The sequence below is a fragment of the Methylomonas sp. LL1 genome (assembly GCF_015711015.1).
In the GTDB taxonomy this organism is placed as follows: domain Bacteria; phylum Pseudomonadota; class Gammaproteobacteria; order Methylococcales; family Methylomonadaceae; genus Methylomonas.
In genome coordinates, this window is sequence record NZ_CP064653.1 from 3,929,117 (window position 1) to 3,955,509 (window position 26,393).

Here is a 26,393-nt window from a genome sequence, read left to right on the forward strand (position 1 = left end):
AGCGGCCATGGATAGGTTCAATTCTGTTTAGCGGGCACATAGCCCTCCGGTACTTCAAAACCACCGGCAAACAAAAATTTCTCGCGTTCGGTTTCCAAAATCTTTTTGGCGGCCGGATCGAAGCTGGCCAGCCGGCGTTCGTTGATGATCATGGTTTGCATGGCCAGCCAGTCCTTCCAGGCCTGCTTGGAAACGTGATCGAAAATACGTTGGCCGTTTACACCTGGAAACGGCGGCGAGTCCAAGCCCTCCGCTTCCACGCCTAGTTTTACGCATTTAACCATTCTCGTCATAGTAATCCTCTGTGTAATATTGTTGCAGCAGGCGCTTGATGGGCGCCGGCAATCCTAAAGAATCGATCTCGCCGGTTTTATACCAAACCGTTCGCCCGGCTTCCATCACATTGTTTATGGGGTTTTCCAATTTCGCCAGCACGGGGATGTAATCCAGGTGATAGTGCGAAAAAGTATGCCGTTGGCTGGGCAGGGTTTGCGGTGGGCCGATCCGGTAATCGCGCTGAACGCACCAGTGCAGAAGTTCCCGCAGATCGGCAAATTCCGGTAAACTCCAAAGTCCACCCCAAATGCCGGTCGGCGGGCGTCTTTCCAGCAGAATTTGTAACCGATTATCCTGTAACAACAGAAAATACAGTTGTTTAACCGGCAAGGTTTTGCGCGGCTTAGGTTCCGGTAATTGACTGGTCAAATTCAGCTGCTTGGCCTGACAACTCTCGGCGACCGGACAGATGTCGCAACGGGGTTTGCCGCGCGTGCAAAGGGTCGCGCCTAAATCCATCATGGCCTGGGTGTAATCGCCAGTGCGCTGTCCCGGCGTATATTGGCCGCTGAGGGCCCAAAGTTGGGTGGCAACCTTGCTGTCTCCCGGCCAGCCATGCACGGCATGAAAGCGGGCTAACACCCGTTTGACGTTGCCGTCCAGTATCGGCTGGCTCTGGCCGCAAGCGATGCTGAGTATTGCCCCGGCGGTGGAGCGGCCGATGCCGGGCAGGGCGCTCAAGTCTTCCGCCGTTTGCGGAAACTGGCCTTGGTTGGCGGCGATCCGTTGCGCGGTCTTATGCAGATTGCGGGCGCGGGCGTAATAGCCCAGCCCGGCCCAATGCCGCAAAACTTCGTCCAATTCGGTTTCGGCTAGGCTCTGCACGGTTGGGAAACGGGCCATGAAACGCTGGAAATAACCGATTACGCTGGCAACCTGAGTCTGCTGCAACATGATCTCCGAAACCCAGACCCGGTAAGGGGTGATGTCTTGCTGCCAAGGCAAATCCTTGCGGCCGTGGATGTCGAACCAGGCTAGGAGTTGTTGTTGGAATTGTTCTGGGGGCATGAGACTCAGGAAAAAAGGAAGAGAGAAGAAAAGGCTTTCACGTTTTATCGTGATCAACCCAGTAATCCGGCTTCCTGTGTTGATGGGCCACAGCCAACACTAAAATATGATTATTCTCAATCGAATAGAGTAATTTGTAAGGAAATTTATGGAGTAAACATTTTCTGACTTCTCCGCGCTCAAGCGACCATGCCAGGGGGTATTCGGAAATTCTTAAGGCGGCTTTCCTGACTTCTTCCTTGAATCTTCGGCTTAACCCTGGGTACTCAAGCTCGTAGTAGCACGGCATCCAATAATTCTTGCCGGGCGTATTTCGAGAACAATACCTTCATGTTGCATCCCTAAATATATCCTCCATCGGTATCGCTTCCAAACGTCCTTCCCTATAGGCCTTGAGTCTTTTTTCCGCCTCATCCGCCCAAACGGCATCAAGTTGCTTATCCGGTTCGTCCAGGCTACGGAGCAAGACCTCGATCAGTGTGAAGCGTTCGTCCGGTTTTAGTCGCAATGCTTGTTCAAGAATTTCCTGGCTGCCCATTACATACCACCTCAGTCTCTTTGAAATATAAAACAGGTAGGATGTGCTGAACGGAGTGAAGCGCATCATTCGCGATCGATGCGCCTCCTATCGTCGGCGCATCCTACGGTCCTGGAGCATTGACATCATCATGCATTACATTACGCAAATTAGGAGTGACGCGGACAGCAGATTGCCGCCATTCCGCTAGGTTAGCGAATCGCGATGTTATCCACGCAGCGAAAGTTCAATTCCGCGCGCGCGTATCTTTGGAAAAAGCGACTTTCTCTAACCTTAAGATCAACCGTTTCTACATTTCTTTGTCTGCCGGAGCAGAAGTCGGTTGCTTCCTCGTACACTTTGGCTTTTTCCCATGAGTCAGTTGAAAGAAGCGGGAACAAAAGCGAAACTGGTTGGCTATGAGCTACCATGTAGGCATCTCTATCTGTTGAGACAATTCCTGTGCTGCAACCAGTTAAAGTTAGCGCCAAAACAACAATAATTTTATTCATTAGTTTTCCTCCTGAGAACTTACATAAATATTGAACAATAAAATCAATTCACAACAACTATTTTTTACGTCGAAAGGAGTCAGTATAATCGCAAAAGCCCGATAGACAGTTAAGTTGCTGCGGATCTGAGTCTACCCAATTAGTCCGGAAATCTTCATTCCCACTCTATCGTCGCCGGCGGCTTGCCGGAGATGTCGTAGGTGACGCGAGAAATGCCCGCCACTTCATTGATAATTCGTCGCGAAATTAAATCCAGAAACTCATATGGCAAATGCGCCCAACGTGCGGTCATGAAGTCTATGGTTTCCACTGCGCGGATCGCGATGACGTAATCGTACTTACGCCCGTCGCCCATTACGCCGACCGATTTGACCGGCAGGAACACCGCGAAGGCCTGGCTGACTTTGTCGTACAGATTGTGGCGATAGAGTTCTTCGATGAAGATCGCATCGGTCTGGCGCAGTAAGTCGGCATATTGCTTTTTGACTTCGCCCAGAATGCGCACGCCCAGGCCGGGGCCGGGGAATGGGTGGCGGTGGATCATGTCGGCCGGCAGGCCTAGTTCCAGGCCTAGCTTGCGAACTTCGTCCTTGAATAGTTCGCGCAAGGGTTCGACCAGTTTCAGGGTCATGTTTTCCGGTAGACCACCGACATTGTGGTGGGATTTGATCAGATGCGCCTTACCGCTCTTGGCGCCGGCCGATTCGATCACGTCCGGGTAGATGGTACCCTGTGCCAGCCACTTGGCGTCGGTCAGCTTGCCGGCTTCTTCGTCGAAGATTTCCACGAACAGGCCGCCGATGATTTTGCGTTTAGCTTCAGGATCGTTGACGCCGGTCAGCGCGTCCAGATAACGCTGTTCCGCATCGACGCGGATGACTTTGATGCCCATGTGTTGAGCGAACATTGCCATCACCTGATCGCCTTCATGGAGGCGCAGCAGGCCGGTGTCGACGAACACGCAGGTCAGCTGATCGCCTATGGCTCTGTGCAACAAGGCCGCGACCACCGAGGAATCGACGCCGCCGGATAAACCGAGAATCACCTGGTCGCTGCCGACTTTTTCCCGCACCGCCTGAATGCTGTCTTCGATAATATTGCTGGCGTTCCATAGCGCCTGGCAGCCGCAAATTTCCAGCACGAAACGGCTCAAAATCCGCCCACCTTGTTTGGTGTGGGTTACTTCCGGGTGGAATTGCAGCGCATAGAAATTACGCTCTTCGTCGGCGATGCCGGCGATCGGCGCGCCGTCGGAGCTGGCGATTAATTTAAAGCCGGTCGGCAATTCCACGACGCGGTCGCCGTGGCTCATCCACACATCCAGCAAGCCGTAACCTTCCGGCGATGCGTGGTCTTCGATGTTCAACAACAATTTGGAATGGCCGCGAGCGCGAATCTGCGCATAGCCGAATTCGCGGTGATCGGATGATTCGACCTTGCCGCCCAATTGCTCGGCCATGGTCTGCATGCCGTAACAAATGCCCAGTACCGGAATGCCCAGTTCAAAAACGATCTGCGGCGCGCGCGGGGTGTCGCTGCTGGTCACGGTTTCGGGGCCGCCGGACAGGATAATGCCCTTGGGGGCAAAGTTTTTAACTTCTTCCGGGCTGCAATCGCAGGAGTAGATTTCGCAATAAACACCGATTTCGCGGATGCGGCGGGCGATCAGCTGGGTGTATTGGGAGCCGAAATCGAGGATCAGGATTTTGTCGGAATGGATGTTGGCTTGTGTCACGGGAGGCCTGCAAAATTGTCGATTGGGTAGGGTGGATTTGTCCAGCGGGCAATCCGCCATAGCGGGCATTGGTGGGTTGCCTTGCGGCCAACCCACCCTGCAGAATGCTTAATTCATATGGTAATTCGGCGCTTCTTTGGTAATGGTCACGTCGTGGACATGGCTTTCGCGCATGCCGGCGCTGGTGACTCTGACAAATTGGGCGTTGTCATGCATTTTTTGGATGGTGGCATTGCCGGTGTAGCCCATGCTGGAGCGCACGCCGCCCAGTAATTGGTGAATGATGGCTAATACGCTGCCTTTGTAGGGTACCCGGCCCTCGATGCCTTCAGGCACCAGTTTTTCCACGTTCTCGGTGGCTTCCTGAAAATAACGGTCGCTGGAGCCTTGCTGTTGCGACATCGCGCCCAAGGAGCCCATGCCGCGATAGGACTTGTACGATCGGCCCTGGAACAATTCCACTTCGCCCGGCGCTTCCTCGGTACCGGCGAACAAGCCGCCCAGCATCACAGCATGCGCACCGGCCGCCAGGGCCTTGGCCACGTCGCCGGAATAGCGGATGCCGCCATCGGCAATCAGCGGTACGCCGGTGCCCTTCAATGCCGCGGCCACATTGCTGACGGCGGTGATTTGCGGTACGCCGACACCGGCCACGATTCGGGTGGTGCAGATTGAACCAGGGCCTATTCCGACCTTGACCCCATCGGCGCCGGCTTCCAGCAGCGCTTTTGCCGCCGCCGCCGTGGCGATGTTGCCGCCTATGACTTGCACTTGCGGAAAGTTTTGTTTAACCCAGCGGACTTTATCCAGTACCCCTTGGGAGTGGCCGTGCGCGGTATCGACGATGATCACGTCGACGCCGGCTTCGACCAGCGCGGCAACACGTTCTTCGGTGCCGGCACCGGTGCCGACGGCGGCCCCGACTCGCAGGCGTTCCTGTTCGTCCTTGCAGGCATAGGGGTTGTCCTTGGCTTTCTGGATGTCCTTGACGGTGATCATGCCGCGCAAATGAAAATCATCGTTGACCACCAATACTTTTTCGATGCGGTGTTTATGCAATAACTCGATGGCTTCCTTGCGGTTGGCGGTTTCGTTGACGGTAATCAGACGTTCCTTCGGCGTCATCACAGAGCGGATGGATTCATCCAGCCGGGTCTCGAAACGCAAATCGCGGCTGGTGACGATACCGACCAGTTGTTCGCCATCGACCACCGGCACCCCGGAAATGTTTTTGGCATGGGTCAATTCCATCACTTCGCGCACCGTCACATCGGGTGAAACGGTGATAGGGTCTTTAATCACGCCGCTTTCGTATTTTTTGACACGGCTGACTTCGGCGGCCTGCTGCTCGGTGGTCATGTTCTTATGGATGATGCCGATGCCGCCTTCCTGGGCAATCGCAATCGCCAGGCGGGCTTCGGTGACGGTATCCATCGCCGCCGATACCAACGGGATATTCAGGGTGATTTTTTTGGTCAGCTGGGTTTTAAGTTCCACTTCGCGCGGCAACACTGCTGAATGCGCCGGTACCAATAAAACGTCGTCAAACGTGAGCGCTTCCTGAATAATTTTCATGATTACACCTGAGCTAGAATTCTAAATAGCAGCGCATTGTACAACCTAACCCCACTCCGGCAAAAACCGAAACAGCAAAGAATGAAGCCGGATCAGCGGTTTTTTGCCGATAAAGCCTGATTTATGGCTTCGAGTTCTGGCTGATTGGGCTTGTGTAGATAAATCCCTACCGCGCCCAGCAGGCTGAAAATGTATAGGGTGTTAAAGTCGTCGCCCAATATGAACATCACCAAACCGAACAGGCTGACGGTTTCTATCATGCTTTGAGTGGCGATGATGGTCACTAGATAGCGTTGCTCGGCGGGTTTTTCGCCGGGCATGGTTTGGTTCAGGCGTAGCAGGATATGCCGCACCAAATTGGTTAGCGGGAATAAGGCGATTGTGATGGCGTAGAAAACAGTTCGGATTAGTACCCTTTGCGATTCCTCCAGGTTCAGCCTGAATGGGTCGGCCCAAACATGGCAAAAAATATTGTAGGCCAGTAATAACAGCAGCATGCTTGCGCATATCAGCCAGTGCGGGAGTAGGCCGTTGGGATTTTGTGGCGATCGATTAGACATGCTGTGGCTCTCTAAAGGCTGTGGCGATAATTGCGAAGAATAACGATGAAGGCGATGAAATCATAAAAGCCATGTATGACTATCGGGGTCAGCAAGTTACGCTCTCCGCCATAGTCAAGGCTCAGGCCCAGATAGAGACCCATCAGCATCGCCAATAGCGCATAGAGCGGCGTGACTGCATGCACCAATGCAAATAAGATGTTGCTGATGATTAGTCCGGCCGTAATGCCGGTGGCATTTTCCAGCCAGGGTTGCAACATGCCGCGAAACAATACTTCTTCGGAAAAACCGGCTATGCCGGCCAGTATCAGCAAGTCGGTCCAGTGGCGGCGATGCAATCTCGCGCCCAAGGTTTCCATCAATAAGGTCTTGATGTTTTGCAAGGGCGCGTAGGGTAATTGTTGCAGCGCAAAAAACAACAAGGTTAAGGGCAAAGTCAGCAGCATGCCGATGGCTAGCCCCTGTTCGTTAAAATCGAGGTCGGCAAATGGGTTGACGTCCAGCAGCCAGCCCAATAACATCGCCAGCAGGGTCAGGGCTGCTTCGAAATAACAGGCAACGCGAAAGAAACGATCGGGGGCTGAATTGGCGTTTGGCATCGATAGGCGGGGAGAGAAAAAGTGTGCTGAAAATTTTATACAAAAACCGTTAGAATTGGCAGCGTTAGTCCGCCGGAGCCTCATAATGCAATGCTTTATCTATAAAAGCCTAAAAAAAGACCAACTTTATTTGTATCTGGATAAGAAAGACGATTTTTCCTCGCTACCGCCGGATTTATTCCAAAGCCTTGGCCGCCTGGAGTTTGTGATGGAATTGCAGCTAAGCCCGCAGCGTAAATTGGCCAGGGAAGATGCGGTCAAGGTAATTGCCGGTCTTGAAAGCAAGGGTTTTTACATTCAAATGCCTCCCGTGATGGTTCCATCACGCTTGCTGCTCGCCAACAATCAACTGCACTGAAATCGGATGTTATCGCGACAAACCGTGCTACCATACGCGAAAGAAAAAGCGGTTATTTGCACAATCTCTCTTTAGCCACATCAGGATACGCAACACATGTCAGACAATCCACTCGCTTACGAAGACGCAAAGTCGAAAGGCATACTTTGGGGTTTTGGCACATTGATAGGCGTTGTTGCAGTCGTCATGTTGGTGTTGGGCGAATGGTGGAGCCGCGAACCGGCACAGTTCAACGTTCAGGACGAAGCCATCGAACGCATGAATGTGACCCATACCGACCAGATGCCTATCGGTTATGTGTATGCCAACACATTGGCGCATATTGCCGACGTGATTTTGTTCAAGCCCGGCGGCTATCTGACCAACGACGTGGCTCCCCCGGGTTTGTTTTGCGACAACATTCAAAACTGGGAATACGGCGCGCTGGTGATGTTGCGCGATGCCACCACCGCCCTACGTAACCATTTTGCCCGCGATCAATCCCAATCGGCCGAAGACCCCGATTTGGCGATGGCAGAGCCTTATTTTTACTACGAACATAACTCCTGGGCCTTGCCTTCGACCGAGGCCGAATATGTCAAGGGTATCGAAGCCTTGCATAAGTATATGATGCGATTGCAAAATCCGACTTCGACTTCCAAGCCGGCTCAATTCCATTCCCGCGCCGATAACCTGTGGCAATACACCGAGGTCGTGATCAAACGCTTGGGCGGATTGTCTACCCGTCTGGCGGCCAGTACCGATAAGTTTGCCGGTGCCACCCATGGCGATCCCTCCAATTTGGTGGACATCAATATGCCCACCATTGGTAAAACCCCCTGGCTGGAAGTCGATGACGTTTTCTACGAGGCGCGTGGTGCTTGCTGGGCCTTGTTGCACATTTTGAGAGCGATCAAACACGACTTCTCGGATATTTTGTTGGACAAGCGCGCCATGAACACCCTGGATAACATGATCCAGGCCTTGGAAAACGCGTTGACGCCGACCCTGAGTCCGGTGGTGTTGAACGGCGACGGTTTCGGTATGTTCGCCAACTATTCGCTGGCCATGGCCAACTATATCGCCCGCGCCAATGCCGCAGCGCTCGACTTGCGGGACGTGATGAACAGAGGCTAGAACCATGCAGCAACAAATCAACGAAAATCTGAAAAAAATCGACACCTGGAAGCGGATTATTTTCATGCTGGTGTTTGCCATGATAGACAGCATAGTGAAGCTGTTGATATGGTTGATCGTGCTATTGCAAGTCGGTTCGGTGCTGTTAACCGGCGCAACCAATCCCAATATTTTAGGTTTCGGACGTAGCCTGTCCACCTACCATTACCATATCCTGCTGTTCCTGACCTTCAATACCGAACAGTTGCCGTTTCCTTTTTCCGATTGGAATCTGACGGCCGAACTGGAGCCACCCAACCAGCAGTAAAACCATGCAAGGCTCGCCGCGAAAAATCATCCATATCGATATGGATGCGTTTTATGCCTCGGTGGAGCAGCGCGATAATCCCAAATACCGCAACAAACCGGTGATTGTCGGCGGCAAACCCGACTCGCGCGGCGTGGTCGCCACCTGTAGTTACGAAGCACGTGTCTACGGCATCCATTCGGCCATGCCGTCCTCTCAGGCTTATCGTCTTTGCCCGCAAGCCATTTTCGTCAAACCCCGTTTTGACGCCTACCGGGAAGCTTCCGAAACCATCCGTGACATTTTCTCCCGATATAGCGACCGCATCGAACCCTTGTCGCTGGACGAAGCCTATTTGGATGTCAGTGCCAGTTCGTTGTTTCAAGGTTCGGCCACCTTGCTGGCCAAACAAATCAAACAGGATATTCGCCGTCAAACTCAATTGATCGCATCGGCCGGTATTTCCTATAACAAATTCTTGGCCAAGATTGCTTCGGATTTGGGTAAGCCGGATGGCTTGTATGTCATTACGCCTTCACAAGCCGCCAAATTTATAGAAAATCTGCCTATCGGCAAGTTTCACGGCATAGGTCCGGCTACCGAAAAGAAAATGCACGAATTAGGAATTAAGTCCGGGCTGGACTTAAAGCAGACGCCATTGCCGGTATTACAGCAATATTTCGGTAAAGCCGCGGCTTATTACCATGATATTGCCCAAGGCATGGATAGACGTCCGGTTAATGCGCGGCGAGAGCGTAAGTCGGTCGGGGTTGAAACTACTTTCGAGCAAGACATCGGCGATCCGCAATTGGTCGGCCGGCATTTGCTGCTATTGTTAAAACAGGCGCTGGCCAGGCTTACGGAAAAGCAGCTGACGGCGCATAGCCTGACCATCAAAATCAAATACCGGAATTTCGTCCAGATCACCCGTGGTCGAACCTTGCCGTACGCCATTAGCGATGGTCCAGATGCTGAGTTATTGATCGCTGAATTATTGAAAAATACCGAGATCAGCCGGAAAAAAGTTCGCTTGCTGGGAGTGACCTTGTCGGCTTTACAGCAGCGCAATAGCCTAGCCCACTATCGGCAAATGGACCTATTCAATTCTATTTGAAGCACGCCGTCCGGTTTATAGTGCAATGTCGAAAATGAGCCCCCTCGTTGTCATCGCCGAAATACCTTTGATCAGCCGGCAGGTAAGCCGATTCGGTCTATAATTAGCTCGGTTAACCAATTAGTCGATACCTATGTTGTTGTATTTTCTCCGCCATCATCTGAATTTATCCTTGGTATTGCTGATGTTGCTGCTGTCCGGTTGTGCCAGCACCGACAAGCCCCCCGTGGCCGGCATTTATCCGGCCGGGATGGGTAACGCCAGGGCGGTGGCCGACGCGATGCAATTGCAAGGCCATCCTTATGTCTATGGCGGAAAGTCGCCGCGGGAAGGTTTCGACTGCAGCGGGTTGGTGGTGTATGTCTATGACCAGCAGGGGTTGCGGTTACCGCGCACTACCCAGTCTCTGGCTCGCCAGCTGCCGGGCGTAAACCCCGATCAGCGGCTGCCCGGCGATTTATTGTTTTTCAATACCGACAAACCTTTTTCGCATGTCGGCATTTATGTCGGAGACGACAACTTTGTGCATGCCCCCAGCGCCCGCACCGGGCGGGTGATGCTGTCCAGCTTGAGGCAACCCTATTGGCGTGAACGCTTCATGGCTGTCCGCCGCCCGCAGCAGTTTCAGTCATTGTCGCAAAACACGGTGCTGGACGGTATTTGCGCTATTCAGTAGTGTTACTTCGAGCTTAGTTCGGCGCTTCGATTCCGAGATTCCATTCTCTCGCGCAATGATGACCGGTTTTTTCCAACTCTCTTGGCGGCGGGGTGTGTGGGAGAACGACAGGCGTCGGTTTGCGGAGGGGTTGCCAGCGGTCAATCCGACGCCTAAACCAAGTCAGGATCAATTGACCTTGATTAATTCCACATCGAAAATCAATGCCGCATTCGGACCGATGTCTCGGCCGGCGCCGCGTTCGCCATAAGCCAGGTTGGAAGGGATGAAGAAACGGTATTTGGCGCCTTCTTTCATCAATTGCAAACCTTCGGTCCAGCCGGCAATAACACGGTTTAGCGGGAAGGTGGCCGGCGCGCCACGGCTGTATGAGCTGTCGAATTCTTTGCCGTCGATAGTGGTGCCTTTGTAATGGACGGTGACATTGTCGGTGGCTTTAGGGGCTAGGCCCGTGCCTTCGGTGAATACTTGATATTGCAGGCCGCTGGCGGTGGTGGTGACACCGGCATTTTGGGCGTTGTCCTTCAGGAATTTTTCGCCGGCGGCTTTATTTTCGTCAGGGGTGGCGTTGGCCATGGAAAACATAACAAATCCTATAATAAAAGCGATGAAAGTGGCAATGACGCGGTTTCGTGTAGATTTCAAGGGATACTCCGGATAAAAAAGGTCATTATTTATTATTTAAGCGTATTTCCAAATCGTAACCGGCCAGAGCAGTGGGGACACGCGGATCACTGCGTCGCGGTACGAAATGGAGGTTTTAGTGTATCAGTTTTCGCTTTCCAACTCCTGTCTGCAAGTGGCTAATTGCGCATCGTACATCCAGGCCCGCTGATCGACTTTTTGCGCGGTATTCAATAACCAGCGTTTGTTTTGGTGGTTTTGCCGGCGATAGCCGTTGTGGCCTTCGTGGTAGGCTAGATACAGATTGCGGGCGTCGGAGGTTGGGATGCCGAGCTTTTGGTGGCTGATGGCGCAATACCAGGCCACAAAGTCGCAGCTATCGGCAAAGTCCTCCCGGTCGGCCCAATTGTTGCCGGTTTGGCGCTGATAATCGGACCAGGTGCCATCTTGCGCCTGCGGATAGCCGTAGGCGCTACTGGAGCGGAACCAGGGGATGAATCCAAGGATCGTGGGTCTGGGCGGCTCGGCATCGTTGACGAAGCTGGATTCCTGCTGAATAATCGACATTTGTACCGCTATCGGCACGCCCCAGCGGCGGGAGGCCGCCAATGTGGCTTGATACCAGTCGTCCTTTTCCAGGAATATTTGGCAAATATTGTTGGAGTTTTTAGGCGGCAATGTTGCGCAGGCGGATAAAATGGCTAAGCTAGCCAGTATTAAGAACTTAATTTTCATTCCACTTGAACTCCGCGTTCGGTAATTTTTTGAGGTGAATGCCATGATGAACGACACGCCAATAGCCGAAAAGCGCGCCTATCGCAAAAATCTCCGCAGCACGGGGCTTATTTATCTTGGCTTCGAAGAGCATCAATTTAATGTGATCAATCTTTCTGTAACAGGCCTGTTGGCGGAGCTGAAATATGATACCGTGGCACATGACGTGAAAGACATTTTTAGGAGTCTGCAAGTTTCACCGTTGGTCGATATCTATCTACCCGATATAAGGGTGGCGGGTGAAGCGGAGGTGGTCAGGGTCGAGACGGTCGACGGCTGTGTACAGGTTGGTGTCGAATTCCGTAACCTGTCCTACGATGTCGATAATCTGTTGTATAACCGTAGAGCCTACCGTAAGAATATGACGGCCGCCGGCCAGATCATCATCAACGAAACCGTCTACGCTTTCAATACCGAAAATGTCTCGGTGGATGGTTTAATGGTTCGGATTCCCGGCCAAGTCGATGCCAAAACCGGTGCGTTGGTTCACTTCATCTTCAAGCATCTCGACCTGCAAGGGGAAGCGGAAGTGATTTGGGTGGATCGCAACGGCGACTCGGCCTTGCTGGGTTTAAAATATATGCATCTGAAGCGCGATGTCATTCCAGGAGTGCCGCGTTTTGTCCGTGACGAACCTCTGTTAGCCTAAAAGGCGTCGGCGGTTACGGGCCGACCAGTATTCCTGGGCCAGGGCATGCGCATCTTGTTGATTATCGGCTTTTCCGAGTAGTTTCAAGGCTACGGCGGTCGTGCCGATCACGGTAGCCTCGGCAAACTCGTCTTCCAATATGCCTTGCCATAACGACGCCAGTTGTTGCGGGTTCAGTTCCTCGTCCTTCATGTGCCGGCGCGCAAACAAGGCCGGCCATGGGTCGTCCATCAACTCGCCCTGGCTGACGCTTTGCACCAGACACTCCACGTCCGGATTGCGTTCGGTTTCGCCGCCCTCGCCCTTCAGCACCGCCATATTGCGCTCACCCAGCAACAATGCGGCTTTTTGGTGGACTTGTCGGTAGCTGGGATGGAATATGCCTTGAATGCTGTGGTCGGCGTTGAATGGGTTCAATAGCCTAACCAGGGTGTGTACCGGCGAACGCAGCCCCATCAGCGGGCGTAGGTTGATCATATCGTAAAGCTGTGGACAGATATGCCGCAGCGATAGATAGCTGAAGTTGGCGGCGAGCAATTGCTGTTCGGCTTCGGCCAACGAACCGGCGGGACTCAGACCTAAGAATTGCAGGACTTTTTCGGTATATATCCGGCCCTGGGTGTGGCCGCCGGCGCCGTGCATGAATACCTTGATGCCGTTTTCGGCCAACAAAAATGTCGACAGCAAAAACCAGGGCAGATGACGCCGCTTGCCGGCATAGGACGACCAATCCAGATCGACCTGAACCTTAGGTTGAAATTGAAAACTTTCCCTGGCCGCCAAGACAAAGCCGGCCAGTTCCTCGCAGGTTTCTTCCTTGATCCGCATCAGCATCAAAAAAGCGCCGAGCTGAATCGGCAGAACTTGGTCGGCCAGGATCATTTTCATGGCTCGATAGGCTTCGTCCTGGGTTAATGGGCGCGAACCCTTCTTGCCTTTACCCAGAATTTTGATGAATTCGGCGAAGGGGTGTTCTGGTTCGGATAGGGTCATGACAGCGACAGCGGGAAATAGTGGTCGATTAGCAAGGCGGCGAAAATCAGCATCAGATACACAATCGAATAGCCGAAGGTGCGCATCGCGGTTTTATTGTCTTTTTTACGCATCATCTGCACGGCGTAATACAAAAATCCCAGTCCCAGAACCAGAGCCGATAACAGATAAATCAGCCCGCTCATGCCGGTCAGATAGGGCAGCAGCGTGGTGATCAGTAGCAGAATGGTATACAGCAGGATTTGCAGCCGGGTAAATTCGACGCCATGGGTAACCGGCAGCATCGGAATGGAGACTTTGGCGTATTCCTCGCGGCGGGCGATGGCCAGCGCCCAGAAATGCGGCGGGGTCCAGACGAAAATGATCAATACCAGCAACAAGGCATGCGGATGGATTTCGCCGGTGATGGCGGTCCAGCCTAATAACGGTGGCGCGGCGCCGGCTATACCGCCGATCACGATGTTTTGCGGCGTCATTTTTTTCAAATAAACCGTGTAAATCACCGCATAACCGATTAGCGACAAAAAGGTCAGGAAAGCCGTTAGCGCGTTGATTTTTAAAATCAGCAAAGCCATGGCTAGTGCGCCGATAATGGCCGCGAATATCAGTACATGATGTGAACTCAACTCGCCGGTCGGCAGTGGCCGATGTTTGGTGCGGGCCATTTCGGCGTCGGCCTTTTGGTCGATGAAATGGTTGATGGCGGCGGCGGATGAAGCGGCCAGCGCAATGCCGATAGTGCCGTAGAGAAAATCGGCCAGGGGTGGCAGGCCCGGCACAGCCAGCAGCATGCCGACGATAGCGGTAAACACGATCAAAGCAACAACCCTGGGTTTGCAGAGTTCCAGATAATTTTTCCAGTGCAGTGTGGCTGTTTGGCTTGTCATTCGCTTCCGAATAGGTTCTTTAGGCGTTAAGCATATAGAATAACAGTGAACCTTTGATTATTAAAATCGTCACAGGCGCTCATTTTTTCTATCAACGAGGGAGTTATGAATTTGGAATTGATGAAACCGGGGCTTGCGGCACTGATGCTGCTTTGTCCAGCGTTGTCCGCTCATGCCCAAGACGGCAAGGTGCATGAACAAGTTTTTGCCAATGGCTTGAAAATTCTGGTCAAGGAGGACCATCGCGCGCCGGTGGTGGTGTCTCAAGTCTGGTACAAGGTCGGCGGTAGTTACGAGCCGGGCGGCATCACCGGCATTTCGCACATGCTGGAACACATGATGTTCAAAGGCACCCAGCAATATCCGGCCGGCGAGTTTTCCCGCATCATCGCCGAGAACGGCGGCCAGGAAAATGCCTTTACCGGCAACGATTACACGGCTTATTTCCAAACTCTGGAAAAGTCGCGGTTGGAAATCAGCTTCAAACTGGAAGCCGACCGGATGCGCAATCTGGATTTGAGAGCCGAGGAGTTGGAAAAAGAATTGCAGGTCGTCACCGAAGAGCGGCGCATGCGTACCGAAGACAAGCCTCGCGCCAAAATGCAGGAACAGTTCAACGCGGTGGCTTTTGCCAATAGCCCTTATAAAAATCCGGTCATCGGCTGGCCATCCGACATCGCCAATTACAAGGTCGAAGACCTGCAAGCCTGGTATCGTCAATGGTATGCCCCCAACAATGCCACGTTGGTGGTGGTGGGCGATGTCAATGGCCCGCAAACGATCAAATTGGCCGAGCAGTATTTCGCCGGTTTGAAACCCAGCGAAATCAAACCGATCAAACCGCAAGCCGAAATCGAACAAAAAGGCGTGCGTAAAATCAGCGTCAAGGCTCCGGCCAAACTGCCTTATCTGATGATGGGCTATAAAGTGCCGGTGCTGAACAGCGCTAAACCGGAATGGGAAGCCTACGCTCTGGAAGTGCTGGCCGGCATATTGGATGGCGGTAACGGTGCCCGGTTGACTTCGCGCCTGATACGCGGCAAGGAGATCGCCGTATCGGCCGGTGCCGCTTACGACATGACCTCCCGTCTGCCGGAAATGTTTTTACTGGAAGCCACCCCGGCCGAAGGCAAGAGCGTGTTCGATCTGGAATATGCCTTGAAGGATGAAGTGTACCAACTGCAAAACGAACTGGTCGGCAAGGACGAGTTGCAGCGGATCAAGGCCCAAGTATTGGCGAACGATATTTATCAAAAAGATTCCAATTTTTATCAGGCCATGCAAATAGGCCTGCTGGAGACGGTGGGCATAGGTTGGCAAAAAGCCGACGACTATGTACAAAACATCAATCGGGTCACGGCCGAACAAGTGCGCGAGGTGGCGCGTAAATACCTGGTCGAGGATACACTAACCGTGGCTTATCTCGATCCGCAGCCCATCACCGAAACCCCAAAAGCCGGCAAAACGATAGGAGGTCGCCATGCGTTTTAATTTGATAGGTTTGTGTTTGTTGTGCTTGAGCCAACTCGGTTGGGCCGGGGTAAATATTCAACATTGGCAAACCACGCAAGGCACAAGGGTGTATTTTGTGCAAACGCCAAGTCTGCCGATGGTCGATATTCGGGTGGCGTTCGATGCCGGCAGCGCTCGCGACGGTGCCCAATTCGGTTTGGCGGCGTTGACATCGGCCATGCTGGATACCGGTGCCGGCGACTGGAATGCCGATGAAATCGCCAACCGCTTCGACTCGGTGGGTGCGGCCTATTCCGCCGGCGTGTCCGAAGACATGGCCTGGTTGTCGCTGCGTAGTTTGACCGACAAGGCTCTGTTCGATACCGCCTTCTCGACTTTTCAAACCTTATTGACTCAGCCGCGCTTCAACGAGGACGATTTTCAACGCGAAAAGGGCCGAACCCTGGCCGGGCTGAAACATCGGGAAGAATCGCCTGGGGCATTGGCTAGCATCGCCTTCAACAAGGCCTTGTATCAAGATCATCCTTATGCCCATCCCGAGGAAGGCATGGTAGAAACCGTGGCCGGATTCGAAGCCGACGATTTAAAAGCGTTTTACAAAAAACACTATGTATCGTCCAATGCCATTGTGGTGTTGGTGGGCGATTTGGAAAGGCAACAGGCCGAACAGATAGCGGAAAAGTTGATCGCCGGCTTGCCGGTGGGTGAAAAGCCGGCCGAAATTCCGCCAGTGGCGATGCCGACGCAGTCCGGATTGCAACGCATAGACTTTCCCTCCAGCCAGACTCACGTGTTGTCAGGCATGCCCGGCACCTATCGCAAGGATCCGGATTATTTCACCTTGTATGTCGGCAACCATATTTTGGGCGGCGGCAGCCTAGTGTCGAAATTGTTTGATGAGGTGCGGGAAAAGCGCGGCTTGGCTTATAGCGCGTCCAGCCAGTTCACGCCGTTGTACCGGGAGGGGCCATTCATCGTGAGCCTGCAAACCCGTAACGACCAGACCGGCCAAGCCATTGAGGTGATGAACGCTACGCTGAATGACTTCATCAAAAACGGCCCGACCGAGGCCGAGTTACAGGCGGCGAAGAAAAACATTACCGGCGGTTTTGCCCTGCGCACCGACAACAACAGCAAGCTGACCGAATACGTGACCATGATCGGCTTTTATCAACAGCCGCTGGATTATCTGGACCAGTTTCCGGCCAAGGTCGAAGCAGTGACGGTGGCGGACATCAAGGATGCCTTTCAACGCCGGATACGGCCTGAATGGCTGCAAACCGTCACGGTTGGTGGTGGCAACTAACGGATGAGTAGCAAGCTGCGTATCATCGGCGGCGAATGGCGCAGCCGGGTCATCGTTTTCGACGATGCGCCGGGGTTGCGGCCCACGCCGTCGCGGGTCAGGGAAACCTTGTTCAATTGGTTGCAAGCCGATGTGATGGGTAGCCGCTGTCTGGATTTATTTGCCGGCAGCGGCGCCTTGGGTTTCGAGGCTGCTTCCCGTGGCGCCCGCCGCGTGGTGCAGGTGGAAAATAATCCCAAGACTTGCCAAAAGCTCGGAGAAAATTGCCGGGCGTTGGCGGCGGAAAATGTTGCAGTCGTGCAAATGGATGTAGCTCGGTTTATTCAAAACCGCGGCGAACCCTTCGATTTGATCTTTTTGGATCCGCCGTTTGGGCAAGGCCTGATTCAACCGACCTGCCGGCAGCTGGCCGAGACTGGCTTGCTGGCAGCCTACGGCAAAATCTACATCGAAGCCGAGCGCTCATTGGTACTCGACGGCCTGCCGGCCGATTGGCGCTTGTTGAAACATAAAGTCGCCGGCGATGTCAGTTACAACTTGTTTCAACGTCAATAGGCAGTCAACAAGGACGGCAATCTTTTTTTAGCCACGAGGCAAGCCTATTGCCGACTGCTTTTATTGGGCGGATGCTTTAAAATCCGCCCTCCCACAATTTAACTATTCACATGCAAATCACCGCAATTTATCCGGGAACCTTCGACCCGATTACCAATGGCCACCTCGATCTGATTCACAGAGCGTCGCGGCTGTATGACAACATTATCGTCGCCGTGGCCGAAAGTCGCGGGAAGCAACCTCTGTTTACGCTGGAAGAGCGGGTAAGTTTGATCGAAGGCGTGGTCGGCGAATTTTCCAATGTACAAGTTATCGGCTTTAATAATTTGTTGGTTGAGTGCTCCAAGCAGCATGGGGCTAGTGTCATTATTCGAGGCTTACGAGCGGTATCGGATTTTGAATACGAATTTCAATTGGCGGGCATGAACCGCAGGTTGGCGCCGAATATCGAAACCGTGTTTTTGACGCCGGCCGAACAATACGAATTTATTTCTTCCAGCATGATCCGGGAAATCGCCAAGTTAAATGGCGACGTATCGAGTTTCGTGCCGGAAAGCGTAAGACAACAGTTAATCAGTAAATTTAGATCGGAGTAAATGATGGCCCTTATTATTAGCGATGAATGCATCAATTGTGATGTTTGTGAACCGGAATGCCCTAATGGCGCCATTTCCCAAGGGCAGGATATTTATGTGATTAATCCCGATCTATGCACCGAGTGCGTCGGACACCATGACAAGCCGCAATGCATGGAGGTGTGTCCGGTCGATTGTATTAGCAAGGATCCCGATCATGTCGAAAATCAGGCCGGTTTGCACGAAAAGTATCTGCGTCTGACTCGCTGATTGCTTTTGGTTGAGGATTTGGTTGGAAATAATTTCCCTGAATTCATTGGGGCGAACGAATTCGCCCCTTGTACAGGGCATTCGAATATCGGTAACTGAAAAGGGAGGTTTGGGGGGATAAATTCATGCCCTAATTGCCATTATCGTTAATCGGCCATTTAGACAATGGTTAGTGATTCGCGCTGAATCAATCCCAAATGCGATTGATTGGTCAGAAGCGTGGTATCGGCAAGCCGCTATGCGTTACAATTAGTTACATTTCAATCCCGCTGCCTTGATCAGCGGCAAAGTTTCCCTTCTTTAATCCCAACCCACGAGACCATCATGCCAGAAAATATTTCCAATAACGCCCTGATCCTTGCCTTGCTATCGTTAAACGGCGAAATTGCTATTCAAAAAGATTATCTGGAGTCGGGAGAAATCGCCGATGAGGAGATTGAGGATGAGCAAGAAGTCCTGGAAGACCTGGAGCAAGCATTTATGGAATTTGTCGATTTCTATAAGGCGCGCACCAAAGCCGACCAATCCTTGCCTAGCCTGGAAGAGTTGCTGGCCGGCGAAGCCTAATTTTGACGGCCTGGTGTATCTCGAGCATGCGCGCATCGAGGTATGCCGGCGCCTTGTATCAGTTTGTCTTATATCAGGGCTTGCCGTCGCTCAAACCGCAAACAGGTTGCAAGCATATGACACCGCCTTTATCGGTGCCGCTCCGTGCGGTACTAATGCTTTTAGCCTGAATTCTTAACCGGCTTTATCTAAAAAATTGAGTCGAAATGCCTAGATTAATCGCCTGTCTTGAATTACATCAATCCATCCCGACGTCATGAAATATAAAGATCTGAGAGATTTTATCCAGCAATTGGAAAAGCAAGGGGAGCTTAAGCGGATAAAGGCCGAGGTCGATCCGCTGCTGGAGATGACGGTGATTTGCGACCGGGTGCTGAAACAGGGTGGCCCGGCGCTGTTGTTCGAGAACGTCAAAGGTTCCAATATCGCCGTGCTCGGCAATCTGTTCGGCACGCCCAAGCGGGTGGCGATGGGGATGGGCGCCAAGGATGTTTCCGAACTGCGCGGCATCGGCGAACTATTGGCCTATTTGAAGGAACCGGAGCCGCCTAAAGGCATGAAGGATGCGATGGAAAAGCTGCCGGTGTTCAAGCAGGTGTTGAATATGGCTCCCAAGCTTATTAATTCGCCGCCCTGTCAGGAGGTGATCCGTATAGGCGACGAAATCGATCTGGCCGACTACCCGATTCAGACCTGCTGGCCGGAAGACGCCGCGCCGCTGATTACCTGGCCACTGGTGATCACCAAGGGGCCAAACAAGGACCGGCAAAATCTGGGCATTTATCGCCAACAGGTGATAGGCAAAAACAAAGTCATTATGCGCTGGCTGGCGCATCGCGGCGGCGCGCTGGACTTCAAGGAATGGCAGGAAAAACATCGGGGTAAGCCGTTTCCAGTCGCAGTGGCCTTGGGCGCCGACCCGGCGACGATATTGGCGGCGGTGACGCCGGTGCCGGACTCCTTGTCCGAATACGCCTTCGCCGGGCTGCTACGCGGCAGCAAGACCGAAGTCGCCAAGTGTCTGAGCAACGACCTGCAGGTGCCGGCCAGCGCCGAAATCGTGCTGGAAGGATTCATCTATCCGGGCGAAACCGCGCCGGAAGGCCCGTATGGCGACCATACCGGTTACTACAACGAGGTCGACGAGTTTCCGGTATTCACCATTGAACGTATCACCCAGCGCCAGGTGCCGATTTATCACAGCACCTACACCGGCCGCCCGCCCGATGAACCGGCGATCCTAGGCGTGGCGCTGAACGAAGTTTTCGTGCCGATATTGCAGAAGCAATTCCCGGAAATCGTCGATTTTTATCTGCCGCCGGAAGGCTGTTCATACCGGATGGCGGTGATCAGCATGAAGAAACAGTACGCCGGCCACGCCAAGCGAGTCATGCTGGGTACCTGGTCTTATTTGCGCCAGTTCATGTACACCAAATTCGTGATCGTGGTCGATGACGACGTCGATGTGCGCAACTGGCAGGACGTGATCTGGGCCATCACCACCCGCATGGATCCGGCCCGCGATTTGACCATACTGGAAAACACGCCCATCGATTACCTGGATTTCGCGTCGCCGGTGTCCGGCCTGGGTTCCAAGGTTGGCTTCGACGCCACCAACAAATGGCCGGGAGAAACCAGCCGCGAATGGGGCAGACCCATCGTGATGAGCGAGGATGTAATCAAGAAGGTCGATGCGATGTGGGAAACCTTGTTTGATTGATAGTTTTCAGTGGCGGCAATTGCGCGAATAGATGACATTTTCCACTGCTATTCTTAGAATCTATTTCATTTAATGAGCAATACATGACGACCGGCATCAGCCAGCAACAAATTTTTGCATGGGTGAATCAGCTGACCTTGCAGCCTGATTACCACTCATTGACACATAGCTTCATCGACTTGCTGACGCAATTGCCGCGGGTCGAGCAGGCCACTGCTTACGAAGTGTATGGCGGCAAAAACCGAAAAGCCTGCGAAACCTGTTCGGTCTGCGAGCAACTGGTCCGGCGTTTTCCCATTGATTTGACCGAGGAAGCCAGCGAGGAACATGACGGCTTGTTGGCCGATTTCAATCGCGCCAATGACCTGGTGCCGAGCGAGCCTGACCAGGATGGCTTTTTTACCCGGGTGGTGGCTTCCGTGCGCGAGGGGGCGGGGCCCAATCGGGCACTATTGCTGCGGGGGAAATTCGATCGGGATATGCTGGAATTACTGGCGAGTTTGATCAAGCTTTTTCAAAACTTGGTTGGGCTGCATGACAGCAAGGAGCGGGATACGCTGACCAAGCTGCCTAATCGGCAGTCGTTTGACAGCCGATTGATGCAAATCTGCGAATATTACCTAAAGCAACCGCCGCTCAATCCGCAACTGAGTAAAAGTTCCTGGTTCGCGATGCTGGATATCGATCATTTCAAGCGGATCAATGATACTTTCGGCCATTTATACGGCGACGAAGTGCTGTTGATTTTCAGCCAGTTGATGGAAAAGCATTTTCGCTACAACGACTTTTTATTTCGTTTCGGCGGCGAGGAATTTGTGGTGATTTTGAATTTGTCCGATCAGGCCAATGCCGAAGCGGTGTTCGAGCGTTTTCGAAAGCGCATTGAAGAATATGCTTTTCCGACGGTGGGCAAGGTGACTGTCAGCATAGGCATGACGCATATCGATACCGCCATCATGCCATCGATTTTGTTGGATAGGGCGGATAAGGCGCTGTATCACGCCAAGGGCAACGGCCGGAATCAAGTGGTGGTTTATGAGAAAACCGCCCAGCTTAGTCTCGACAACATGGAGAGCGAGCCTGATTTATTTTAGAACCAGGCCCATGCTCTTTATATATCGTTTGCTGAGCGGAGTCGAAGCGAATAATTGACTTCGACTCCGCTTAGTCAACAATAGTTTTCTTGGTGGGCAGTCAACGACCGTTTTTTGGGATTGGGTAAATTTATTGCCATAAATTACCTAAGCTGAAGTGGCGGCGATGGTTTCCACTTGGGTGATGACTTCGTTGGAAGCCAGTTCCAGGCCCTGTTTGAAATAATCGCAGGCTTTATCCTTGTCGCCTTGGCTAAACATCACTTCGCCCAATAACTGATAAGCGCCCACCGTGGTTTCTATATTGAGACTTTTCAGTAAATATTGTTCGGATTTTTCCATTTGACCGACTTTTTGTGCCAGTTTGCCCAGAACCTTGAGTAAGGTTGGGTCGTTGGGATAAACCGCCAGCCATTGTTCGGCGGTTTGCAATTGTCTGGCATTGTTGTCGGTTTCGATGTTGGAATACAGTTCCAGCAGGGTGGCATCCCAATGTTTGCTCAACTGCTTGATGATGGCTTGTTCCATGCCGCTGCCGGCACCGCTGGCTATCATGGCCGCAAAGTAGATGTTGGCAATACCGGGTAGGGTTTTGATGTGATCGGGAATTTCGTTCCAGCAAGCTTGAACGGCGGCTTCGTCGTTTTGGGCCGCGGCTTTTTTCAATAAGCTGCTATAGGTTTTGGTTTGCAGTAGCTTGACTTCGGTTTCCATCAGGACTTTGTTTTGTTGCAGCGACGGCAACAACTTGCTCAAGCCTTCCCAGTCGCCGATATGCTGGTAAGCCTGGTGCATCATTTTTAATACGCGGGCATGGCTAGGATCTATCGACTGTAGCTTGCCCAGCGTTTCCAGTGCTTGCTCGAATTGCTGTTCGGACATATGCAGTTCGGCTTGGGTCAAGCCGACGGTCAAGCTGTTATCCGAAGATTGTTCGGCGGCTTTTTGCAGATATTCATCGCGTTTGTCCAGCGCGCCACGCGATTGGGCGGCGCGGGCGGCGGTCAAATAATGCAGCAAGGGCGCGCCGCTGTTGGCCGCGTGCTTGATCAATATCCTTTCGGCACTCTCCCAGTTGCCGTCAGCCGCGTCGAACAGGCCGGCGACCAACGCTTCCTGCGAGCGGTTGAATTTGATGTTGCGCCGGCGCTTGGAAAACTGCCCCGGCATGCGCAACAAAACGCCCAGCAAGCGGAAAAAACTGTACAAGGCAAAGAAGCCGAGCACCAAGGCCACGGTGAATACGGTTAACGAGGTTTCCAGGGACCAGTGCCCGAAACCGATCAATACATAGCCGGGATCATTGTGTTTGGCCAGCCAGCTATGCAGTGCAAATGCCGCGGCAACCGCGGTTAACAGGGATGCAGCGAAATACAGTAAGTTTTTCATGATACGGCTCGCTTATTGCTGGCCGGTGCCAGGTTGCTCGGAACTGGCTGGAGTTGCGATCGATGCTGGCTCGGGTAGTACGGCTTTGTCGGTTTCTAGGCGCAACTTGCTGATGTCTTTCAATAATTTCAACGAACCGCTGACATCGGGATACTGGCTTTTCAATTGCACGCCGGACAATTTGTCCAGTTCGGCGATGAATTGATCGGTTTTCGGGTTTTCGGCAAAGTTTTTCTTCAGCCACTGCTTGGCATCGGCAATGCTGCTGGTAAACAAGGTATCGTTTTGTTGTACCAGGGCAATTTCGATCATTTCCAGCCTGACTTTCAGCTGTTGTTTGATGAAGTGCGCTTCTTCCGGTGTCAGAATGGCGTTGACCGGTTGTTCGGTGTGACGCAACACCACATAGCCTTCCAATTGCTTGGCGACTTGATCCAGGATTTCGTGACCATGTTCGGAAAGATCCTGCGGGGCTTCGGTCTTTTCTGGTTGTTTGCCCGCATGCGGCAGGAATACCGCCAATCCTTCCACGGCGTCCTGCAAATGTTGGATGCCGGAATAAATGCCGACAATATCCGGTACTACCACACCGTTTAACAGGGCGATTTCCTTGGCGATTTGTTCGCGTACTTTAAAGACCGAGGCGTCGCCGCTTTCTCTGAGGCGTTGATCGGCGGCTTCCAGCGCTTGGCGGGTGGTTTCAATATCGCCCACCAGATGCAAACGTTGATTGGCCACGCTGAGCAAATATTCGGCATCCGCCAACAGCCAGTCGCCGCGGGTTTTGCCAAGTTGGCGTTGCAGCACCAGGATCGATGCTTCCAGTTCCTTGCGGGCGGTATTCAGGTGCTCTTCATGCAGTTTGGAGAAATCGGTCAGGGTTTGGGTGAAATGATTGTCCTTGCCGGTCATTTCGGCATTGACGTTGGCGATTTGAGATTGCAGCCCGGAAAGTTGTTGTTGTAGCACGTTCAGTTGCTTGTCGACCTCAATCAGTCTCAGGCTATCCTGGCTGTTTTCGGTGTCTTGGGTGGCGCGTAACTGTTGCATAAAGTAAAACCCGGCGGCGGCCAGGGCGATCACCAGCGTGATGGAAGTGATGCCTATCCACAAACCGGCGCGAGACTTTTTAATCACCACCACCGGGGCTTGTTTTTCTTGTTGTTCTTCAATTACTTCGGCCACTGTTTTCCCCGTTCAATAACGTCGTCAATGTCTCTAAAATTGCAGCATCCGTTGGCTGCAGGCTGACTGCAATATGTTCAAAGCCCAGTTGTTGCGCTTGTTGTCCTATCCTGTCGCTGACCACGACCAACGGCAGCTTCCGCAGCAGGGCCGCCGATGCCGTATCCAGCATCGCCAGCAGGTTTTGCAAGGCCTCGCCGCTGGTGATGGTGGTTGCGGCTAAAGTGCCGGCGCGTAATTGGTCAATCAGCGGGCTATTGTCGATGTCTGGCCGCTGCCGGCAATACACTTCCAGATAGCCGATCGTGGCACCGCGACTTCGCAAGGTTTCCGCCAATTTTTCCCGGCCACCGACACCGCGCACAAGCGTAATATGTTTGGCGTCAACCTGTCGCATGGCCACTTGGGCCAGCAGGCCTTCGCTAGTAAACTCGGTTTCCGGTACGCAAGCCACGCTGAGCCCGGCTTGCCGTAATGCATTAGCCGTGGTTGGCCCGACGGCGGCAATTCTCGCCGTTTGCAGACGCTGCATTTTGCCATCTAACGCCTTCAACGCAAAATCCACGGCATTGGTGCTGGTAAAAATCAACCAATCACTGCCGAGGGCATTTTCTATCGCTTCGTCATCGACCGGTGCCGGCCGGATTTCCAGGGTGGGGAAGCGTAAAGCCTTGCCGCCCTGTTGCTGTATCAATCCGCACAATGTGTCGGCTTGTGCCGCCGGACGAGTGACCAGAATTTGCGCGCCGTTTAGGCCGGATGTCACTGATACAACTCGCGCAAAATTTTATCCGCGCCTTGTTTGAGCAAATCGTCGGCGATCATGTGTCCCAATTGTTCGGCCCGGTCCAGTGGGCTATCGGCTTCGGAGCGATACAGTAATGTGCCGTCCGGGCTGCCGACCAAACCGCGCATATACAATCGGTCGCCTTGGATTTCGGCGAAACCGGCGATCGGCACCTGGCAGCCGCCGTTCAGGCGGGCGTTCATGGCGCGTTCGGCGCTGACTCGGATGCTGGTGTCCTCGTCGTGCAATACCTTTAAATAGTCATGAATTTGCGCATCGTCGATCCGGCATTCGATGCCGATAGCGCCTTGTCCCATGGCCGGCAGACTTTCGCCGGGTGACAAAGCGGAGGTGATGCGTTCCGCCATCCCTAAGCGTTTCAAGCCGGCGGATGCCAGAATGATGGCGTCATATTCGCCGGCATCCAGTTTAGCCAAACGAGTATTGACGTTGCCGCGCAGACTCAAAATCTCCGCGTTCGGGAATTTTTCCTTGATTTGGCATTGCCGGCGTAGGCTCGACGTGCCGATACGGGCATTGGACGGCAATTCGGCCAGATTGCGGTATTTGTTCGATACAAAGGCATCGGTCGGATCCTCGCGCTCAAGGATCACCGCCAGATGGAGGCCTTCCGGAAATTCCACCGGTACATCCTTCATCGAATGTACCGCAATATCGGCGCTGCCTTCCAGCATGCCTTGCTCCAGTTCCTTGACGAACAAACCCTTACCGCCGACCTTGGCCAGCGGCGCGTCGAGGATTTTATCGCCGCGAGTCACCATTTTTACCAATTCGGTTTTCAAGTTTGGAAACGCCTGTTGCAGCCGCAGGGCGACATGTTCGGCCTGCCACAAGGCCAACGGGCTTTGCCGGGTTGCGATTCGAATAACTTTTTCAGTCAAAATAATTCCCGCCGGTTGAGGACGAAACCAGAAAACCTGTTCTACCAGGCTACCTGAAAATAAATAGCGGTATTGTAATCCGATTCGCCGATGAAATTCTTTAGAACTTAATTCTATTGCTTCGAGCTGGTTGCCGATTGCCGATACGGCTAGGATGGTATCCATGGGGGCTTTGGTTTTTAAAGCGAATCTCTGGCCGCGCGAGCCCACTACTTTGGCGGGCGCCAGGATGTTTTGGCATTGAATGTGTC

Annotated in this window: 31 protein-coding genes; 14 read left to right on the forward strand and 17 right to left on the reverse strand. The window is 53.0% G+C overall.

Annotated features, from left to right (window positions below; genetic code table 11):
• Positions 1-17 precede the first annotated feature (17 nt).
• The 9 genes from IVG45_RS18405 to IVG45_RS18445 all read right to left on the reverse strand — a co-directional run bounded on the left by IVG45_RS18405 (position 18) and on the right by IVG45_RS18445 (position 6,842).
• Positions 18-293, reverse strand: coding sequence for an oxidative damage protection protein (locus IVG45_RS18405; RefSeq protein WP_196435232.1), 276 nt, complete (start codon positions 291-293; stop codon positions 18-20).
• On the reverse strand, positions 277-1,344 hold the full coding sequence (gene mutY, locus IVG45_RS18410; protein WP_196435233.1) for an A/G-specific adenine glycosylase: 1,068 nt from the start codon (positions 1,342-1,344) through the stop codon (positions 277-279). The genes IVG45_RS18405 and mutY overlap by 17 nt, the downstream gene beginning before the upstream one ends.
• A gap of 37 nt (positions 1,345-1,381) precedes the next feature.
• Positions 1,382-1,633 carry a type II toxin-antitoxin system RelE/ParE family toxin gene (locus IVG45_RS23050; RefSeq protein ID WP_196435234.1) on the reverse strand — a complete coding sequence of 84 codons (252 nt, stop codon included), beginning with the start codon at positions 1,631-1,633 and terminating at the stop codon, positions 1,382-1,384.
• Positions 1,634-1,672: 39 nt separating this feature from the next.
• Positions 1,673-1,951, reverse strand: coding sequence for an addiction module protein (locus IVG45_RS18420; protein ID WP_230874647.1), 279 nt, complete (start codon positions 1,949-1,951; stop codon positions 1,673-1,675).
• Positions 1,952-2,073: 122 nt separating this feature from the next.
• Positions 2,074-2,373: a hypothetical protein gene (locus tag IVG45_RS18425; RefSeq protein ID WP_196435235.1), complete on the reverse strand. Its 300-nt coding sequence runs from the start codon at positions 2,371-2,373 to the stop codon at positions 2,074-2,076.
• A gap of 154 nt (positions 2,374-2,527) precedes the next feature.
• Entirely contained in the window at positions 2,528-4,108 is a 1,581-nt protein-coding gene (gene guaA, locus IVG45_RS18430; RefSeq protein ID WP_196435236.1) for a glutamine-hydrolyzing GMP synthase, read from the reverse strand.
• Between the two features lie 108 nt (positions 4,109-4,216).
• Complete coding sequence (guaB, locus tag IVG45_RS18435) at positions 4,217-5,683, reverse strand: IMP dehydrogenase (protein ID WP_442923344.1); 1,467 nt, start codon at positions 5,681-5,683, stop codon at positions 4,217-4,219.
• A 92-nt stretch (positions 5,684-5,775) separates the two neighbouring features.
• Positions 5,776-6,243, reverse strand: a complete 468-nt coding sequence (locus tag IVG45_RS18440) for a hypothetical protein (protein WP_196435237.1) — start codon at positions 6,241-6,243, stop codon at positions 5,776-5,778.
• Positions 6,244-6,254: 11 nt separating this feature from the next.
• Complete coding sequence (locus IVG45_RS18445) at positions 6,255-6,842, reverse strand: CPBP family intramembrane glutamic endopeptidase (protein WP_196435238.1); 588 nt, start codon at positions 6,840-6,842, stop codon at positions 6,255-6,257.
• Positions 6,843-6,927: 85 nt separating this feature from the next.
• Between IVG45_RS18445 and IVG45_RS18450 the strand changes: the two genes are divergently transcribed.
• The 5 genes from IVG45_RS18450 to IVG45_RS18470 all read left to right on the forward strand — a co-directional run bounded on the left by IVG45_RS18450 (position 6,928) and on the right by IVG45_RS18470 (position 10,392).
• A complete protein-coding gene (locus IVG45_RS18450; RefSeq protein ID WP_196435239.1) occupies positions 6,928-7,200 on the forward strand; it encodes a YcgL domain-containing protein in 273 nt (90 codons plus the stop codon).
• A 96-nt stretch (positions 7,201-7,296) separates the two neighbouring features.
• Positions 7,297-8,316 (forward strand): DUF2333 family protein, encoded by a 1,020-nt coding sequence (locus tag IVG45_RS18455; RefSeq protein WP_196435240.1) that lies wholly within the window; start codon positions 7,297-7,299, stop codon positions 8,314-8,316.
• Positions 8,317-8,320: 4 nt separating this feature from the next.
• The gene (locus IVG45_RS18460; RefSeq protein ID WP_196435241.1) at positions 8,321-8,623 is read left to right on the forward strand and encodes a DUF4389 domain-containing protein; all 303 of its coding nucleotides are present in this window, start codon (positions 8,321-8,323) and stop codon (positions 8,621-8,623) included.
• A gap of 4 nt (positions 8,624-8,627) precedes the next feature.
• Positions 8,628-9,716, forward strand: a complete 1,089-nt coding sequence (gene dinB / locus IVG45_RS18465; protein WP_196435242.1) for a DNA polymerase IV — start codon at positions 8,628-8,630, stop codon at positions 9,714-9,716.
• A 133-nt stretch (positions 9,717-9,849) separates the two neighbouring features.
• A complete protein-coding gene (locus tag IVG45_RS18470; RefSeq protein WP_196435243.1) occupies positions 9,850-10,392 on the forward strand; it encodes a C40 family peptidase in 543 nt (180 codons plus the stop codon).
• A 168-nt stretch (positions 10,393-10,560) separates the two neighbouring features.
• Here the strand turns inward: IVG45_RS18470 and IVG45_RS18475 are convergent, their stop codons facing one another.
• Both IVG45_RS18475 and IVG45_RS18480 read right to left on the reverse strand, forming a co-directional pair.
• Entirely contained in the window at positions 10,561-10,977 is a 417-nt protein-coding gene (locus IVG45_RS18475) for an FKBP-type peptidyl-prolyl cis-trans isomerase (protein ID WP_196435244.1), read from the reverse strand.
• A gap of 183 nt (positions 10,978-11,160) precedes the next feature.
• Positions 11,161-11,751, reverse strand: coding sequence for a transglycosylase SLT domain-containing protein (locus tag IVG45_RS18480; protein ID WP_196435245.1), 591 nt, complete (start codon positions 11,749-11,751; stop codon positions 11,161-11,163).
• 43 nt (positions 11,752-11,794) lie between these two features.
• Here IVG45_RS18480 and IVG45_RS18485 point away from each other — a divergent pair, with 43 nt between their 5' ends.
• Complete coding sequence (locus IVG45_RS18485; RefSeq protein WP_196435246.1) at positions 11,795-12,439, forward strand: PilZ domain-containing protein; 645 nt, start codon at positions 11,795-11,797, stop codon at positions 12,437-12,439.
• Here IVG45_RS18485 and IVG45_RS18490 read toward each other — a convergent pair.
• Positions 12,431-13,432 (reverse strand): glycosyl transferase family protein, encoded by a 1,002-nt coding sequence (locus IVG45_RS18490; protein ID WP_196435247.1) that lies wholly within the window; start codon positions 13,430-13,432, stop codon positions 12,431-12,433. The two genes, IVG45_RS18485 and IVG45_RS18490, sit on opposite strands and share 9 nt — an antisense overlap.
• On the reverse strand, positions 13,429-14,319 hold the full coding sequence (cyoE, locus tag IVG45_RS18495; RefSeq protein WP_196435248.1) for a heme o synthase: 891 nt from the start codon (positions 14,317-14,319) through the stop codon (positions 13,429-13,431). The genes IVG45_RS18490 and cyoE overlap by 4 nt, the downstream gene beginning before the upstream one ends.
• Positions 14,320-14,424: 105 nt before the next feature.
• On the opposite strand from cyoE, the gene IVG45_RS18500 reads away from it, so the two are divergent.
• From IVG45_RS18500 to IVG45_RS18535, 8 genes are all read left to right on the forward strand, one after another.
• Positions 14,425-15,810, forward strand: coding sequence for a M16 family metallopeptidase (locus IVG45_RS18500; RefSeq protein ID WP_196435249.1), 1,386 nt, complete (start codon positions 14,425-14,427; stop codon positions 15,808-15,810).
• Positions 15,800-17,098 carry a M16 family metallopeptidase gene (locus IVG45_RS18505; protein ID WP_196435250.1) on the forward strand — a complete coding sequence of 433 codons (1,299 nt, stop codon included), beginning with the start codon at positions 15,800-15,802 and terminating at the stop codon, positions 17,096-17,098. Before IVG45_RS18500 ends, IVG45_RS18505 begins: the two co-directional genes overlap by 11 nt.
• 3 nt (positions 17,099-17,101) lie before the next feature.
• Positions 17,102-17,653 (forward strand): 16S rRNA (guanine(966)-N(2))-methyltransferase RsmD, encoded by a 552-nt coding sequence (gene rsmD, locus IVG45_RS18510; protein WP_196435251.1) that lies wholly within the window; start codon positions 17,102-17,104, stop codon positions 17,651-17,653.
• 110 nt (positions 17,654-17,763) lie between these two features.
• Positions 17,764-18,249 (forward strand): pantetheine-phosphate adenylyltransferase, encoded by a 486-nt coding sequence (coaD, locus tag IVG45_RS18515; protein WP_196435252.1) that lies wholly within the window; start codon positions 17,764-17,766, stop codon positions 18,247-18,249.
• A gap of 3 nt (positions 18,250-18,252) precedes the next feature.
• A complete protein-coding gene (locus tag IVG45_RS18520; RefSeq protein WP_196438082.1) occupies positions 18,253-18,498 on the forward strand; it encodes a YfhL family 4Fe-4S dicluster ferredoxin in 246 nt (81 codons plus the stop codon).
• A gap of 324 nt (positions 18,499-18,822) precedes the next feature.
• Positions 18,823-19,065 (forward strand): hypothetical protein, encoded by a 243-nt coding sequence (locus IVG45_RS18525; RefSeq protein WP_196435253.1) that lies wholly within the window; start codon positions 18,823-18,825, stop codon positions 19,063-19,065.
• Between the two features lie 256 nt (positions 19,066-19,321).
• Positions 19,322-20,785, forward strand: a complete 1,464-nt coding sequence (ubiD, locus tag IVG45_RS18530) for a 4-hydroxy-3-polyprenylbenzoate decarboxylase (protein WP_196435254.1) — start codon at positions 19,322-19,324, stop codon at positions 20,783-20,785.
• 83 nt (positions 20,786-20,868) lie between these two features.
• Positions 20,869-21,879 carry a GGDEF domain-containing protein gene (locus IVG45_RS18535; protein WP_196435255.1) on the forward strand — a complete coding sequence of 337 codons (1,011 nt, stop codon included), beginning with the start codon at positions 20,869-20,871 and terminating at the stop codon, positions 21,877-21,879.
• A gap of 147 nt (positions 21,880-22,026) precedes the next feature.
• Here IVG45_RS18535 and IVG45_RS18540 read toward each other — a convergent pair whose 3' ends face one another.
• The 4 genes from IVG45_RS18540 to hemC are packed head-to-tail and all read right to left on the reverse strand — an operon-like array spanning position 22,027 to position 26,307.
• Complete coding sequence (locus IVG45_RS18540) at positions 22,027-23,268, reverse strand: heme biosynthesis HemY N-terminal domain-containing protein (RefSeq protein ID WP_196435256.1); 1,242 nt, start codon at positions 23,266-23,268, stop codon at positions 22,027-22,029.
• 12 nt (positions 23,269-23,280) lie between these two features.
• A complete protein-coding gene (locus IVG45_RS18545; protein ID WP_196435257.1) occupies positions 23,281-24,453 on the reverse strand; it encodes a uroporphyrinogen-III C-methyltransferase in 1,173 nt (390 codons plus the stop codon).
• On the reverse strand, positions 24,437-25,219 hold the full coding sequence (locus IVG45_RS18550; protein ID WP_196435258.1) for a uroporphyrinogen-III synthase: 783 nt from the start codon (positions 25,217-25,219) through the stop codon (positions 24,437-24,439). The genes IVG45_RS18545 and IVG45_RS18550 overlap by 17 nt, the downstream gene beginning before the upstream one ends.
• Positions 25,216-26,307 (reverse strand): hydroxymethylbilane synthase, encoded by a 1,092-nt coding sequence (hemC, locus tag IVG45_RS18555; RefSeq protein ID WP_442923346.1) that lies wholly within the window; start codon positions 26,305-26,307, stop codon positions 25,216-25,218. The genes IVG45_RS18550 and hemC overlap by 4 nt, the downstream gene beginning before the upstream one ends.
• Between the last annotated feature and the right edge of the window lie 86 nt (positions 26,308-26,393).